17 protein-coding genes and 1 riboswitch are annotated in these 14,063 nt (G+C 51.2%); of the genes, 8 read left to right on the top strand and 9 right to left on the bottom strand.

All coding sequences use genetic code 11. The annotated features are described in order from the left end of the window. Positions 1-25 precede the first annotated feature (25 nt). On the bottom strand, positions 26-643 hold the full coding sequence (locus tag FYJ51_RS00690; RefSeq protein WP_154502139.1) for an ECF transporter S component: 618 nt from the start codon (positions 641-643) through the stop codon (positions 26-28). An 89-nt stretch (positions 644-732) separates the two neighbouring features. Further along, positions 733-851: riboswitch (FMN riboswitch) on the bottom strand. A gap of 44 nt (positions 852-895) precedes the next feature. Next, the gene (gene efp, locus FYJ51_RS00685) at positions 896-1,453 is read right to left on the bottom strand and encodes an elongation factor P (RefSeq protein ID WP_105303693.1); all 558 of its coding nucleotides are present in this window, start codon (positions 1,451-1,453) and stop codon (positions 896-898) included. Between the two features lie 118 nt (positions 1,454-1,571). Here efp and FYJ51_RS00680 point away from each other — a divergent pair, with 118 nt between their 5' ends. The 7 genes from FYJ51_RS00680 to FYJ51_RS00655 are packed head-to-tail and all read left to right on the top strand — an operon-like array spanning position 1,572 to position 5,086. Next, a complete protein-coding gene (locus tag FYJ51_RS00680) occupies positions 1,572-2,549 on the top strand; it encodes an ATPase, T2SS/T4P/T4SS family (protein WP_205946086.1) in 978 nt (325 codons plus the stop codon). After that, positions 2,542-3,516, top strand: coding sequence for a type II secretion system F family protein (locus FYJ51_RS00675; protein ID WP_205946085.1), 975 nt, complete (start codon positions 2,542-2,544; stop codon positions 3,514-3,516). The genes FYJ51_RS00680 and FYJ51_RS00675 overlap by 8 nt, the downstream gene beginning before the upstream one ends. A gap of 20 nt (positions 3,517-3,536) precedes the next feature. Then, complete coding sequence (gene comGC, locus FYJ51_RS00670) at positions 3,537-3,845, top strand: competence type IV pilus major pilin ComGC (protein ID WP_105303690.1); 309 nt, start codon at positions 3,537-3,539, stop codon at positions 3,843-3,845. Continuing rightward, positions 3,796-4,152, top strand: coding sequence for a pilus assembly FimT family protein (locus FYJ51_RS00665; RefSeq protein ID WP_205946084.1), 357 nt, complete (start codon positions 3,796-3,798; stop codon positions 4,150-4,152). Before comGC ends, FYJ51_RS00665 begins: the two co-directional genes overlap by 50 nt. Next, complete coding sequence (locus FYJ51_RS13420; RefSeq protein ID WP_205946083.1) at positions 4,091-4,372, top strand: hypothetical protein; 282 nt, start codon at positions 4,091-4,093, stop codon at positions 4,370-4,372. The genes FYJ51_RS00665 and FYJ51_RS13420 overlap by 62 nt, the downstream gene beginning before the upstream one ends. Beyond that, positions 4,318-4,725, top strand: coding sequence for a ComGF family competence protein (locus FYJ51_RS00660; protein ID WP_105303688.1), 408 nt, complete (start codon positions 4,318-4,320; stop codon positions 4,723-4,725). Before FYJ51_RS13420 ends, FYJ51_RS00660 begins: the two co-directional genes overlap by 55 nt. Further along, complete coding sequence (locus tag FYJ51_RS00655) at positions 4,718-5,086, top strand: hypothetical protein (protein ID WP_105303687.1); 369 nt, start codon at positions 4,718-4,720, stop codon at positions 5,084-5,086. The genes FYJ51_RS00660 and FYJ51_RS00655 overlap by 8 nt, the downstream gene beginning before the upstream one ends. An 18-nt stretch (positions 5,087-5,104) precedes the next feature. Here FYJ51_RS00655 and FYJ51_RS00650 read toward each other — a convergent pair whose 3' ends face one another. From FYJ51_RS00650 to rpmG, 5 genes are all read right to left on the bottom strand, one after another. Beyond that, positions 5,105-5,551, bottom strand: a complete 447-nt coding sequence (locus tag FYJ51_RS00650; RefSeq protein WP_154502127.1) for a winged helix-turn-helix transcriptional regulator — start codon at positions 5,549-5,551, stop codon at positions 5,105-5,107. A gap of 96 nt (positions 5,552-5,647) precedes the next feature. Then, entirely contained in the window at positions 5,648-7,459 is a 1,812-nt protein-coding gene (locus tag FYJ51_RS00645) for an FAD-dependent oxidoreductase (RefSeq protein ID WP_105303685.1), read from the bottom strand. 177 nt (positions 7,460-7,636) lie between these two features. Further along, complete coding sequence (locus tag FYJ51_RS00640) at positions 7,637-8,236, bottom strand: MBL fold metallo-hydrolase (RefSeq protein ID WP_154502124.1); 600 nt, start codon at positions 8,234-8,236, stop codon at positions 7,637-7,639. Positions 8,237-8,386: 150 nt separating this feature from the next. Next, positions 8,387-9,868, bottom strand: coding sequence for an IS1182 family transposase (locus FYJ51_RS00635; protein WP_154502342.1), 1,482 nt, complete (start codon positions 9,866-9,868; stop codon positions 8,387-8,389). A 222-nt stretch (positions 9,869-10,090) separates the two neighbouring features. Then, positions 10,091-10,243, bottom strand: coding sequence for a 50S ribosomal protein L33 (gene rpmG, locus FYJ51_RS00630; RefSeq protein WP_105303683.1), 153 nt, complete (start codon positions 10,241-10,243; stop codon positions 10,091-10,093). A 188-nt stretch (positions 10,244-10,431) separates the two neighbouring features. On the opposite strand from rpmG, the gene ispG reads away from it, so the two are divergent. Further along, positions 10,432-11,502, top strand: coding sequence for a flavodoxin-dependent (E)-4-hydroxy-3-methylbut-2-enyl-diphosphate synthase (gene ispG, locus FYJ51_RS00625; RefSeq protein WP_154502121.1), 1,071 nt, complete (start codon positions 10,432-10,434; stop codon positions 11,500-11,502). A 273-nt stretch (positions 11,503-11,775) separates the two neighbouring features. On the opposite strand, the gene FYJ51_RS00620 is transcribed toward ispG, so the two are convergent. Further along, complete coding sequence (locus tag FYJ51_RS00620; RefSeq protein ID WP_408022615.1) at positions 11,776-12,702, bottom strand: deoxyribonuclease IV; 927 nt, start codon at positions 12,700-12,702, stop codon at positions 11,776-11,778. Next, positions 12,674-14,044: a DEAD/DEAH box helicase gene (locus FYJ51_RS00615; RefSeq protein ID WP_105303680.1), complete on the bottom strand. Its 1,371-nt coding sequence runs from the start codon at positions 14,042-14,044 to the stop codon at positions 12,674-12,676. Before FYJ51_RS00615 ends, FYJ51_RS00620 begins: the two co-directional genes overlap by 29 nt. Positions 14,045-14,063 lie beyond the last annotated feature (19 nt).

Raw genomic sequence — 14,063 nt, 5'->3', positions numbered from 1 at the left:
GACCCTCATGATCAGAAGCTTTTTCTTAACGATGAAGCAGCGGCGAAACGTGCTTGTACAGCAATGAGGTGATGACCGAGGTCAGCACACCCTTGATCAGGTTGAACGGAATCACGCAGATGATGCAGAGACTCAGCACATCCGTGATCCTTCCGTTGATCGCACTGCCCATGCCGATGATCGCATCCAGCGGATAGCCGGCAAAGCGGACAAACGCAGGAATCAGCACGAGCCAGTTGAGCAGGACGCCGGCGATGATCATGCATACCGTGCCAAGTGCCATTCCCTTCATTGCAGTCGTGCGGCTCTTATGACGTGCATACAGAATCGATGCCGGTACGCAGAGTGCGCATCCGATCAGGAAGTTGGCAAGCTCGCCGATGCCCATCGTGACCGTTCCGCTGAACAGCAGGTTCAGCAGAACCTTGATTGCCTCGATGGCGACAGCTGCCGCAGGTCCCATCGTGAAGCCGCCGATCAGGACTGCCACTTCCGAGAAGTCCAGCTTGTAGAAGCTCGGTGCAATCGGCAGCGGGAATTCGATGAGCATCAGCACATACGCAATCGCGGAGAGGATGGCAATGCGCGTGATGTTCCGGGTCGTGAGAAGTTTCTTTGAAGCAGTGGTTGCTGAAGCTGACATGATGGTTTTATCCTCCTCCTGCCCCCGGACAATAAAACCGGAGGCCATCAAAGATAAACCTCCGGGATATGGAAAGAATATGGAATGTGATAACGACTCTTCCATCCAGACTTTACTGTCGCCGCTGGAATTTCACCAGCTCTGACTGCCATGCAGTTTCGCGGGGTTTACCGCCGGTCAGGAATTTCACCCTGCCCTGAGTTTTATCAATTACAATATTATGCAATCCTCTGAATAATGCAAGAAGTGTGATCAGGCGCGCCCGGAATATTTTCCGTCTGCCGTGGAGACGATCACCGTATCACCCTTGGTGACAAAGAGCGGAACCTTGATCTCAAGTCCGGTCTCCAGCGTTGCATTCTTCGATGCGGACGTAGCGGTGTTGCCCTTGACTGCTTCTTCGCAATCTGTCACGAGCAGTTCGACCTTATCCGGCAGGTCGACGCCGAGGATCTCTCCGTCATAGACCTGGATGTTGACCATCTGGGACTCCTTCAGAAACTGCTTCTCCCAGTGCAGGCGCTCTTCCGGAATTTCGATCTGTTCATAGTTCTCCGTATCCATGAATACAAGAGACGTTCCGTCATTATAGAGATACTGCATCTCTCTGCGGTCAATGTGTGCTTCTTCAACACGGTCGGAACCGATGAGTCCGAGTTCCTTGACGACGCCGGTGCGCGGGCTGCGTACTTTGACTGCAACCTTCATCTTGGCCATGGCCGTCTTGTTGCGGTCCACGGTGATTGCCTGATAAAGTTCCCCTTCCCAGATAAAGCAGGTTCCGGGTTTGATTTCTGTTGACTGAATCATATTTTCGTGCTGCTTCCTTTCTCAATGAACAGTTTCATTTTATCGGATGACCCCCGTTTGTCAACGAAACCGGGGAATCGCCCTGCTTCATGGATACAGGGATAGCAGGAGGCAGGAAATGGAAGAAGAGCTGAAGCGGATCCTGGCCATTGCTCTGAAGCATCACGTGACTGACATTCATCTCAACCTGATGGAAGATGACCGGCTCCGCATCGAGATGAGAGTGGATGGCGTGATCCGCAAAGTCCGAAGCGCGGAAGAAGATGGAAGATTCTTCCGCTATCTGATGTACCGGGCGAATCTGGACCTGAGCAATTCGATGATACCGCAGACCGGACGCTTTGAAACCGAAGTAGACGGAAAGAAGCTTGCTCTGAGATTTGCACTGGTCAGCAGCTACCACGTGACGTGCGGAGTCATCCGCATCCTGAACAGCCATGGAGCAATCACCACGGACATGCTGAGTTCGGATCCGGAGCAGAATGCCTATTTCAGATCCATCTGCACCCATCGCAGCGGCCTCTTCGTATTCAGCGGTCCGACTGGATCCGGCAAGACGACGACGCTGTATACGATTCTCAATGAAGTCACGGGCAAGAAGATCTTCTCCCTCGAAGATCCGGTTGAGATCTACTCGGAGAAATATGTGCAGCTGTCAGTAAATGACAAGGCACATCTGTCGTATGCGGACGGCATCCGTCAGCTGATGCGCCATGATCCCGATATCGTCATGATCGGAGAGATCCGCGATGAGCCGGCTGCCCAGATGGCAGTGAGATGCGCTCTGACCGGGCACCTGGTCGTCACCAGCCTGCATGCAGGTTCCTGCATCAGCGCGATTGACCGATTGCTGGATCTCGGCGTGGCGAAGCTGCAGCTGCAGGATGTGCTCCGCAGCATCTCGTGCCAGCGGCTTTATGCTTCAGATCATGGGAAGAAGATCGGCGTCTATGAACTCATGGACCGGAAGGAGGTGGATTACTATTTCACTCATCAGCACACCAGCCCGTCGTTCCGCACCCTCCAGGAACAGATTCTCCTGGCTGCAGAACGAGGTGCAGTTTCCCTGGCAGAAGCGTCGCAGGATCTTGATTGACCGCGAAGACTGCCAGGGCATTCAGAAACTCATGGAGAGAGGCTTCACGCTCCAGGAAAGCATGGAGCTGCTCTCCTCGAGGAAAAGTTCCGAAGCATTCGCTGCCATCCGGAAAAGACTTGAAGATGGCGAAGAAGCAGCCAGCTTCTTCCAGGACTACTGTCCGAAAGACTACCGCGGCTATTTCAGCGGCTTCCTGCAGACGCTTTCTTTCCGGGAATGCCTCAGTCTTTCGATCGCCATTGCCGAAGGAGACCGGAAAGAGAAAGAAGCGATCCAAAGGAAGCTGTTCTATCCCTGCGCGATGCTGGTGGCGGTCATTGCCGGCATCTTCCTGTTCACCGAATTCTGCTTTCCGCCGCTCTTATCGATGGTGAAGAGCTTCCATGGCGATACGGAACAGTACGTGCTTATTCAGAAGGTTCTGAAGAATGCCTGCATGATTCTTGCGATCATCCTTGCAGTTCTTGCGGCAATGGTCCTCTCGTTTCTGCCTGAAGCTCGTCAGAAACAGGGATATCAGCTCCTGCAGAAGCTCCTTCCGGATTCGCTGCTCGTCCAGTATGTGAGCATGGACTTCATCCGCTTCTTCCATCAGTGTCTTTCCAGAAACATTCCGACGAGAAGATCCCTGCACCTCCTGGAAACCATCTCTCATAAGCCAGTCATCCGCTTCTTAGCAGAAGAGATCGAGAAAGGACTGCTGGAAGGAAATCCCCTGGAACAGGCAGTTGATCTCCCCTGCCTGGATCCTGCTTTGGCAAGATTCATGAAACTTGCCGTGTATTCCGGAAATGCGGAAGAGATGCTGAAAGGATATCTCGAGATGTCCGAAGAAAAAGGAAGGCTCAGAATCGCCCGGATCACGCGGACGATCCAGGCGGCGAGCTATGCCTGCATCGGCATCGTGCTGATCCTGATCTATCAGATCCTGATGATGCCCCTGCAGATTCTGACGCAGATCTGACGATCACAGAAAGGAAGAATATGAAGAAACTCAGAAACCATGAAGGCTTTACCCTGCTGGAAATGGTCATCGTCGTGACCATCATCTCCATCCTGTTCCTGCTCACCGTTCCCAACATCCAGAAAACGCTGACAGTCGTTGATGACAAAGGCTGCCAGGCGCTGACGAAGACCGTGGACAGCGCGATTCTGCAGTATCGTCTCGAAACGGGAGAAAATCCCGGCAGCGTCAATGATCTGATTGCGGCAGATCTATTGAGTGAAGATCAGGTAACGTGCGATGGCGGCAGGACGATCTCGATCCAGAACGGCCGGGCTATCAGCAACTAGCGGCTTTGCGCTGGCAGAGCTGTTAGTGTCGATTCTGATCATGGCAGTTCTGATGCGCATGGCGGGTTCGCTGCATGCGTTTCACAGCGAACAGCGCCTCTCCTTTGCGGATCAGTATCTGCGCTGTCAGAGCGAAGCACTTCTGAGAGGAGCCTATGTCACCTATGCCGATGAACAAGGAAACACACGGCCGGAGATCCGTTTCAACGGCCAGGGCAACATCAACCGGGCAAGGGCCATCACCTTTGAAGACAGCAGCGAAGAGCTGGTCATCGAGCTCGGTCCCGGCAGGCTGCTGGAACACTAGCGGATTCCTCCTGACGGATGCGCTCGTCTCGCTTGCGGTCACTGCCCTGCTGACGATCCTGCTCTATGCATGCATGAATGCCGGAGCTGTAAACCATGATCTGATCCGGTCGGAATCCATGCATTCCGAAGAAGTATGCCACGAAATTCTGAAAGGAGTCCCGCCATGCGTGATCTGCACCATAGAACCGGAGGCTACATCCTCGAGCAGTCCCTTCTGACTCTGTATCTCTGTGCATTGCTCGTACCGGTTCTGGTCAGCTGCTGCGGAGTCCTGGTCAGAGCGTCAGAGCGCCCGGATACCTTCCAGGATGAGATTGCCCTTGCTCAGATCCGCCATATTCTGAATGTCTCAGACGAGATCCGCATCGAAGGAGATACGCTCTTCCTGAACTATCATGACCGGGTAAGCTCCATCAGCCTGATCAACGGAAATCTGGTCATGAAGCCGGGAACGATGATCCTGCTCACAGATCTGGAAGACGTATCATTCTCTCTGTCAGATGGATGCGTCATCCTTTCCTGGAAACGGGAACAGGAAGAGATCACGGAAAGGACCATCGGTCATGTCTAGAAAAGGATTCATCACGGTCTACTTTCTGGTGATCTTCCTGTTTCTGACTTCGCTGATGTCCGTGCTGATCCAGAATGAGCAGAACCGGACGAGAGTCATGATCAATGCCGAGCGGGCCAATGTGCTTGTGTCAGAAGAAGCGCCGATGATTGCTTACGTGAAATGCTGTCTGAAGAATCACCGCATGATCGATGAAACGGAATCCTCCGCAGGAGTCACGTTCCGTCTCTCCTGGGGCAGAGACTCTCTGGAAGCAGAGATGCTGTCGCCGGATACGGAGGTGCTGAGGATCAGCTTCTCTCCTGAGAATCTGACGGTATACGACTATGAAGTGCTGCGAAATGAAAAGGAGGCTCCGTGAAGAGTCTCCTCTGCTATTTCAATGGTTTTCCTTCATAGCTTCTGCCTGGGCGCTGATGATGGAAGCTGCTTCTTCTTCGGAAACCGCATTCTTCTCTGCCCAGGCATCCACATCGGCATCCGAGCACGTCCAGGTGCGCTTCTGCGCATTGAAGAATACTTCACCCCAGCGGTACATGGCTACGACGATCGGACATAAGGTCTTCCCATAGGGAGTCAGCTCATATTCCGTCGTGACCGGAACCGTCGGATAGACAGTCTTCGAGATGAGCCCATCGGAAATCATCTCCTTCAGCTGCTGGGAAAGCATCTTTCCGGAAGCCTGCGGAATGTCTTTCTTCAGCTGGCTGAATCGTTTTCTGCCTTCCATCAGATGGAACAGGATGCTGACTTTGTATTTTCCGCCGATCAGTTCCTGCGTCACCTGCAGAGGACAATTCATCTGCTCAACATCATTCTGGTTCATATCAGGCCCCCTCACCGCTCTCACAGCATCATACCAGATATAGCAAAAGGAAGTGCAGATCTGTTCTGAACTTCCTTTGTGCTTTTATAGAATCGATTACTGCTGAATCTCAGCAACTGCCTGTTCCGCTGCGATTCTTCCGGCTGTGGTATAAAGACCCAGCGAGAAGCCGCCGAAGTAGTAGTCGCCGAACAGCTGTGCGGTTGCGGTCTCTCCTGCTGCAAACACATTCGGGATGACGTTTCCGTCCGCATCCAGGACGTGCTGCTGCTCATCGACAATCGCACCGCCGATCGTTCCCCAGGAGCCGATCCGCTGATAGACTGCATAGAAGCCGCCGTCTTCCGGATAAGCTTTCAGATACTGAGCATCCTTGCCGAACTCATCATCTTTCCCGGCTGCGCATGCGCTGTTGTAATCCTCAACGGTCTGCTTCAGCGTACCAGCATCGACCCCGAGCTTGCCGGCAAGTTCTTCCAGAGAATCCGCATGAACGACTGCCTTGACATCATCGTCTGCCGCAAACTCCTTGACCTTGGCAAAGTAGTCATCATCGTAGCCGATCGTGTTGTCATCATCAATCAGGAACCAGTAGGAGCTGGATGCATGATCGATCATTTTCTTGTTCAGAATCGTTGCAGTTGCAGGTGCTTCATTCGTAAACCGCTTTCCTTCGGAATCGATCAGAAGAGCCATGCCGTTGGACGGGGTATTGGACCAGTCATTATGGAACTCATCCGCATAGTCCGGCTGCGAAGACTTGATGTAGATATCTTCAGAAGACATCTGGGCACCGATCTGCTGCAGCATGTTCATGCCGTCGCCCGTGGAACCGATCTGCGTCTTCTCATGGACATCGATGCCGGTGCTCTTTTCCGGAACCATCGAAGTATTCCAGGAAGCACCGCCGCAGGCAACGATGATCTTCTTTGCACTGATCGTGAAGCTGCCCGTATCATTGTGCACCTTCGCACCGGTCACTGCGCCATCGCTGTCCGTCACCAGTTCATCTGCTGCGGTTCCGGTCAGAATCTTGACACCTTCTTTTTCAATTGCAGCAATCAGATCTGCGGAAAGCTGATAGCCGATCGTGAACTGCGTTCCGACATAAGTTCCGAGATCCAGATCATTATGAGCAAGACCCATATCGATCAGCTCATCCACGGTAGCCCCGGTCTGGGACATCAGATTCTTCGTGAAGTCATAGTCCGGCTGAATGGAAGAATCCGCATTGACAGTCTTATAGAAATCCAGGACCCGATCCAGCGAATCATCAAGAGAGCTGTCATTCTTTTCGCTGTCTACGGTCAGCAGCAATCCGGCTGCTTCATTGAGCGTGCCGCCGAGCACATCGAGCTTTTCGATGAGCGTGGTGCTGACGCCGGCTTTGCCTGCCTCATAAGCTGCCATGAGCCCAGCCGTGCCGCCGCCGATCACAAGCACATCCGTGCTGATATCATCGGTCGCTTCGGCTGCTTTCTCATACGGAGCTTTCCGCAGTGCATCGGCATCTCCTCCGGCCTGCGTCACAGCATCCGCCACCGCATTCTTGACAGCCATGGAGGTGAAGGTCGCACCGGAGACATTATCGACATTCAGAGTCTGCTGCGCGACGATTTCGTCCGGCAGATCTTTCAGCGCTTTGTCGCTGAGGGTCGGAGTCTCGGAGTTTTCCTTGATCTCAATACTGGAAATTGCATCATCCGTGAATGTCACATCGACACTGACGGTACCGTTGTGGCCTTCCGCACTGCCGGTATAGGTGCCAGCTTTATAAGATGCTGCAGATGCAGCTGCACTTTCTGATGGAGCAGAAGTCGCAGCTGCGGATGCAGTACCCGACGAAGAACACCCTGCCAGAGATACCGCAACCATGGAAGCTAAAAGACACGATACTAATTTCTTCATAACTTTCCCCCTATCTCTTATCCGCTATGTTAGTTCATTCTCGAACAAGAAGGAAGAAGGTACTTTTTCTTCACTCTGTTACCTCAGAGTAACTGCCTCAATATCTGAGAATCGGACACCTTCAGAATCAACACATTTCAGTTAAAAAGAAAGACACAGCTCCATTCAGGAACCGTGTCAGCGAAGATATGGATTTGTCTGTTTCTCTGCACCGAGGGTGGAATCCGGTCCATGCCCTGGCAGCACCTTCAGATCATTCGGCAGTGTTCTGAGAAGGATCAGCGACTGCAGCATATCATTATCACTGCCCGAGAAGAGATCTGTCCTTCCGATATCACCGGCAAACAGCGTATCGCCGGTAAACAGCAGATTGCGGTAGCGGATGCATACGGAGCCAGATGTATGGCCTGGCGTATGATAGATGGTCACCGGAAACGTTCCGATCGTCATCTCCCCTTCTTCCAGCAGTTTCTTTTCCGAATAAACGACTGCGCAGTAAGGCGCTGCATGTCCTTTCGGATCCGCAGTCACTAACGGAAGATCATCCGGGTGAATATAGATCGGACATGAATACTTCTCAGAGAGATCATCAGCAGCTCCGGTGTGGTCTTCATGACCATGCGTCAGCACGATCGCATCGACCGGCATTACCTTCGGAATATGCGTTGCAATCTCATCAGGAAAACGGCCTGGATCCACCAGAAGCACATGATCATGATCCTGAAGCACATAGCTGTTTTCGCCGAACAGACCGATCGGCAGAACATCCAGTTTCATGCGTGTTCAAAAAAATAAGCCGGACGGGAGGCTGCTGACAAAGTAGAGGTTGTAAACAGAATTTTGGATAAGAATCCTGACCGGTTCTGATACTGGCCAGGATTTTCTTCTTTTCAGTGGAATATCGTGAGGATCATAAAGGATTATTCCTTATCTGGTGCCCCCCTTAACGCTGGTTTCAAGTGTTTTTATCCTCTTCAGGTTCACAAGAAAGATCGATACTGCTGCCTGTATCGTCATTCCGTTCATTCCGCACGCATGGGCATTTCCATAATCGAGGGTCTGCTTCAGTTCCGCATTCTTAGCCTCGATTTTGTATCGCTCAGCATATAGTTCTCTGAATTCATCTGACTTCATGTAATCCATCTGAGCAATATGCGTATCTGATTTGATCTTTACCGAGTAGGTTTTTGACTTCGCGCCTTCCTTGTAACAGCCGTTTCGCAAAGGACAGTTTCTGCATTTCTCTACATCGAAGAAATAGGTAACTACTTTTGTATCAGAACCATTCGCTGCTTTCTCCTGACCGCCTTTGCTTTTTCTGACTGCCATATGTCCTGCCGGGCATACATACATCCCGGCATCCTTGTTGAACTCAAACTCTTTCTCCCGGCTTCCATGCAGCACATTCTCACTCAGCTTTGATGCCAGCTTGATTCCTTTTTCTGAGGTGTATTCAATATTGTCTTTCTCGGAATATGCACCATCACCAATCAGAGCGTCCACGGTTACTCCTGCGTCTTCTGCTTTCTCAATCAGATCTGCAGCCTGCTTGCCGTCATGTTTCTCTCCGGTTGTCACTGCCGCACTCACAATGACTCTGTCCGTGGTCATGGCAATATGCGTCTTATACCCGAAGAAGGAAGTGTCTGCAGTTTTGTGCCCCACTTTCGCATCCGGATCTCTGGAGAATTCAAACTGTTCACTCGTGTCTTCCACTCCTTCTTTCAGGTAATTGAGACGTTCCTGGATATCCGGTATCTTCTGAAGCCGTTCATCTGAAGCGATCAGATCCAGCAATTCCTTGCAGTATTCGATTTCATCCTCCAGAAGACCGCTGCTTTCCCGCTTCTTCGGCATTCTGTCCTTCATGGTTTCATCCGCTGCATATACAGACTTTCTCAGTTCCTTTGCTCGCCTGATCAGTTCCTCACGCGGAGAAATATGCTGGTAGAGTGCATTGGTATGAGTGGAATCGACGATGATCTTTTCATGATCATGAATGACTCCTTTCTTCTTCCCGATTTCAACAGTCTTGCCAATCAGCACATCCAGCAGGTCGGTATCCTTGAGTCTGGTTCTGCGGAATTTGGTAAGCAGGCTCGGATCAATGAATTCAGTTTCCTCAGGCCTATAGCCCAGAAAGTATTTCATTTCCATATCATACCGGACTCTTTCAATCAGATCACGATCACTGAGCTTGCGTGCGGTCTTAAGAAGCAGATATTTGAACAGCAGTACCGGATCGGCTGCGGTTCTTCCCAGGCAGATGCTGTAGTTCTTCTGAACTTCTTTTGCAACAAAAGAGAAGTCAATCGTTTCGTTCATCTGACGCCAGAAGTTATCTCCAGGGATCAGAATATCGTAGAGCCCGTTATAAGAGCCAAGATCCAACTGGGGCATATCAATCATTCTTAGCATAAAGACACCTCCGGAGTATAGTTATATTATACGCCATGCATGCATGTGTTTCAATCAAAACATGAAGAAAAAGCGCATAATCATCGCATTGATTCAGATTACGCGCTAATCGCTCTGAATTGGATATCCGTGTCCAAGCAGCTCATAGGTTAATGGGTGAGGCATAATCGGTTATTCGATAACCGCACTTTTTCAGCAGCCTCGCCGGACGGCTTATTTTTTCTCCTTATGGACAGTCTTCTTGCGGCAGACCGGGCAGTACTTCTTGATTTCCATCTTCTCGGTATGCTTGCGCTTGTTGCGGGTGCCGATATAGTTTTCTTCACCGCAGACAGAGCACTTGAAGGTAATATTCTCTCTAGCCACCTGTGATCCCTCCTGACTACAAAATTACGCAAAGACAGTATAGCATAATCAATTCACTCTGGAAAGCATTTTTTCAAACCCTCCCGGATACCCTCCCGGATACCCATGGGCAGAAACCGGAAAGATGATTTTCCATCCGGAATGAAGGACAGCCCATTATAATAGGAAGCAGGAGGCTTTTTGAATATATGAAGCGTACCGAAACCCGACCGATCATGGTCGGCAATGTGCAGATCGGCGGCCAGAACCGCTGTGTGCTGCAGTCCATGACGAATGTTCCGGCAAAAGATGTGCAGGCCACAGTGGAGCAGATCAGAAGACTGGAAGCAGGCGGATGCGAGATTGCCCGCATCGCAGTGCTTGATGAGGCGGATGCCGAAGCAATTCCTGCGATCAGAAAACAGATCTCGATTCCGATGGTCGCAGATATCCATTTCAACTACCTGCTTGCTCTGAAGGCAATGGAGGGCGGTGTCGATGCAATCCGCATCAATCCAGGCAATATCGGCAGCGAAGAACATACCAGAGCCGTCGTCGAGATGGCAAAAGAACGTCATATTCCGATCCGGATCGGCATCAATGGCGGTTCTCTGGAAAAGCAGTTTCTCGAACAGTATGGCAAGCCATGCGCAGAAGCGATGATTGCCAGTGCAGACAGACATGTGAAGATCCTGGAAGATATGGATTTCCATGATATCTGCCTGTCCTTCAAGAGCTCCAATGTGGAACTGACCATCGCAGCTTATGAAGCCGCTGCTGCCCATTACCCCTATCCGCTGCATCTCGGTGTCACAGAAGCCGGCGGATTCACGGAATCGGCCGTCAAGTCTTCCGCCGCATTAGGCACTCTCCTCCATGAAGGCATCGGCGATACGATCCGGGTTTCCGTATCCGGGCCGCCGGAAGAAGAGCTCATCATCGGCAGACAGCTCCTGAAGTGCTTCAATCTGATTGAGAATCAGCCGGATCTCATCGCCTGCCCTACCTGCGGAAGAATTCAGTATGATATGTTACCGATCGTGAAGGAAATGGAAGAATATCTCCAGTCCATTCACAGCGATATCACGGTTGCGGTCATGGGCTGTCCGGTCAATGGCATGCAGGAAGCAGCCAGAGCAGATATCGGCATTGCCGGCAGTCATGATTCCGGAATCCTGTTCCGCAATGGCAAAGTCATCAGAACCGTTCCCCAGGATCATCTGGCATCAGAGCTGAAGAAAGAAATCCAGACCATCCTGAAAGAACGCGGACAGATCTGAAACCAGCAGGAAGTCATCCGAATAGATGGCTTCCTTTCTTTTACCGCAGATTTTTCTCTTATTCACAGTTTCCAAATCCATCCCCTTGCCGGATTGCCGAGCATCTGGAAACTTTGATCAGGTAAGTCCACGATACAAAAAGGATTTTGTAGAAGAGTTCAAAGCTTCATGCAAGAAGCTCGGCGTATCTCAATCTGAAGTGATCAGAGCAGCGATGGAAGAGACCATCAGAAAAGCAGAAGACAGATAGCCAGCTGCTTTTTTCATTGCCGGTTATTTGGTTTCCGTTTCTTTCTGATTCAGTGCTTCCAGGCGTTCCGGTTCATAGACTCCCTTTCTCAGCATGTCGATCTCAATGGCATACGGAGGCCTGGAATTGATATACGGAGTTTCGAGAATCTTCGCAATAGAAGCAGTACGCGGATTCTCTGCGACGGAATGCAGAAGATCAAAGCCGATCATGCCCTGGCCGAGATTGGCGTGGCGGTCTTTATGAGCACCGCGGGGATTCTTCGAATCATTCAGATGAATCACATGCAGGCGGGAAAGGCCGAGAATGTGATCAAACGAATCAAGGATGGCATCGAAGTCAGTCAGGTCATAGCCGGCATCGCTGATATGACACGTATCCAGGCAGATGCCATAGCGTTCCGGATGGGAAAGACCGGATAGAATCTCGGCAAGCTGTTCAAAAGAAGAACCGATCTCACTGCCCTTTCCTGCCATCGTTTCCAGACAGATGGTCACCCCATCTGTCAGTTCTGAATCAATCTCATTGAGCTGGCTGATGACGGTGGAAATCCCGGTTTCCGGATCCGTGGTCGTATAGCTGCCCGGATGAAGGACCAGATAACTGGCACCGATTTCGGCAGTGCGTTTCACTTCCTGGATCAGGAACGTTCTTGCTAAGTCCATGACTTCCGGCTTGACGGAATTTGCAGGATTGATGATATACGGGGCATGGATAATCATGCGGTCCATGGGCAGATGGTTTTCAGCCATCAGAGCCTGGGCTTCCTTCACATGCATGGTGCTGATCTCTCTTCGTACGGTGTTCTGCGGAGCGCCGGTATACAGCATCAGCGCATTGGCTCCATAGCCAAGGGCTTCTTTCACGGATCCTTCCAGGAAATCCGGAGCTGTCATCTTCACATGGCAGCCGAGAATCATCTCAGTTTTCTGATCCGTATTTTTCTTCATACGCCTTCTTCCGGTACATTGCTTTCTTTTCTTCGCGGATCTTTGCACGGATGAATTCACGCTTCTTCTTCCGGTGGATCTGATCGATGGCAGCAGCCCGCTTCTTCTTGTATCCCGGCTTGACCTTGCTGTTCTTCTTGGTCATGATCATCGCGATCTGCTTTTCCATCTCATCATCCGGTTTCAGATGTTTCTGTCCATAAGGACGAAGCGTTTCTCCCTGGCCTCTGCGGAAGCGGATGTGTTCAAAGCGGATGCCGCGCTTCTGAAGGGATTTGATTGCTGCATCATCCTTTTCATGGTAAAGGGCATAGCAGATGCCGTCAGAGCCGTTTCTTCCGGTTCTGCCTGCGCGGTGGATATAGTAGTCCAGATCCTCCGGGAAGCCGCAGGAAATGACATGCGTTACCGTATCCAGATCAATGCCTCTTGCGGCAAGATCCGTGGCGACCACAAACGTATTCAGCGACTGCTCGATGCTGCGCATCGCCTGCTTGCGTTTTCTGCTTTCCATATCGCCATGGAGTTCCGTGACATCGAGTTTCTGTTCCCGGAGTCCTTCTGCGATCTCATGTGCTTCATCTCTCGTATTGGCAAAGATCAGGCAGACATAAGGCTGGATTCCCGGGAGAATGGAACGGATGGTCTCAAGATACGTATGGTGATAGCAAGGTACCAGGATATGGCGGATCTTCGGATTCAGACGGGCTTCTTCGCCGATTCTGACCGTGACCGGTTCATGCATGTATTTGCGTATGAACGGCTTAAGCTGATCCGGCATCGTGGCGGAGAATGACAGCATCTGCAGGTGTTCTCCCATTCTTCCGGCAAATGCATCAATCTCGTTCAGGAATCCATATTCCAGCGTCATATCTGCTTCATCGATGACCAGCATCTCAGCCTGATCGATGCGCAGAGCTCCTTCATTCAGAAAAAGGTCTCTGATTCGTCCAGGTGTGCCGATCGCAATATGCGGCTGGGAAGCCTTGAGCTGTCTCAGATCTTTCTCACGGTCTTTGCCGCCGACATAAAGACGGATCCGGAGAGAAGGATCTGCCTTGTTCATCAGCTTTGCTTTTTCATACAGCTGGGCGGCCAGTTCTCTGGTCGGGGCCGTGATGACTGCCTGCACATGGTCAATGGAAGAATCCGTGCGCTCCATGACCGGAATCAGAAACGCATGGCTCTTGCCGGTTCCAGTACGGGAAAGACCTATGACATCCCGCCCGCTGACGGCTGCAGGAATAACCTGTTCCTGGATCGGCGTCGGCTGGGTAAAGTGATTCAATGCGATGAATTTCATCGTTCTGCTGCTCAGAGCAAAGTCTTCAAATTTCTTCATACAAACCTCTATAATAGCT

It is taken from the genome of Stecheria intestinalis (assembly GCF_009696165.1).
Classification (GTDB): domain Bacteria; phylum Bacillota_I; class Bacilli_A; order Erysipelotrichales; family Erysipelotrichaceae; genus Bulleidia; species Bulleidia intestinalis.
The sequence above is the reverse complement of the archived record's forward strand: the minus strand, read 5'-3'. Positions and strand labels throughout refer to the sequence as shown.

Bases quoted from the DNA above. Each gene is read 5' to 3' on its own strand.
- FYJ51_RS00690 (WP_154502139.1), bottom strand. From the start codon at position 643: ATGTCAGCTTCAGCAACCACTGCTTCAAAGAAACTTCTCACGACCCGG.
- efp (WP_105303693.1), bottom strand. From the start codon at position 1,453: ATGATTCAGTCAACAGAAATCAAACCCGGAACCTGCTTTATCTGGGAA.
- FYJ51_RS00680 (WP_205946086.1), top strand. From the start codon at position 1,572: ATGGAAGAAGAGCTGAAGCGGATCCTGGCCATTGCTCTGAAGCATCAC.
- comGC (WP_105303690.1), top strand. From the start codon at position 3,537: ATGAAGAAACTCAGAAACCATGAAGGCTTTACCCTGCTGGAAATGGTC.
- FYJ51_RS00665 (WP_205946084.1), top strand. From the start codon at position 3,796: ATGGCGGCAGGACGATCTCGATCCAGAACGGCCGGGCTATCAGCAACT.
- FYJ51_RS00660 (WP_105303688.1), top strand. From the start codon at position 4,318: ATGCGTGATCTGCACCATAGAACCGGAGGCTACATCCTCGAGCAGTCC.
- FYJ51_RS00655 (WP_105303687.1), top strand. From the start codon at position 4,718: ATGTCTAGAAAAGGATTCATCACGGTCTACTTTCTGGTGATCTTCCTG.
- FYJ51_RS00650 (WP_154502127.1), bottom strand. From the start codon at position 5,551: ATGAACCAGAATGATGTTGAGCAGATGAATTGTCCTCTGCAGGTGACG.
- FYJ51_RS00645 (WP_105303685.1), bottom strand. From the start codon at position 7,459: ATGAAGAAATTAGTATCGTGTCTTTTAGCTTCCATGGTTGCGGTATCT.
- FYJ51_RS00640 (WP_154502124.1), bottom strand. From the start codon at position 8,236: ATGAAACTGGATGTTCTGCCGATCGGTCTGTTCGGCGAAAACAGCTAT.
- FYJ51_RS00635 (WP_154502342.1), bottom strand. From the start codon at position 9,868: ATGATTGATATGCCCCAGTTGGATCTTGGCTCTTATAACGGGCTCTAC.
- ispG (WP_154502121.1), top strand. From the start codon at position 10,432: ATGAAGCGTACCGAAACCCGACCGATCATGGTCGGCAATGTGCAGATC.
- FYJ51_RS00620 (WP_408022615.1), bottom strand. From the start codon at position 12,702: ATGAAGAAAAATACGGATCAGAAAACTGAGATGATTCTCGGCTGCCAT.
- FYJ51_RS00615 (WP_105303680.1), bottom strand. From the start codon at position 14,044: ATGAAGAAATTTGAAGACTTTGCTCTGAGCAGCAGAACGATGAAATTC.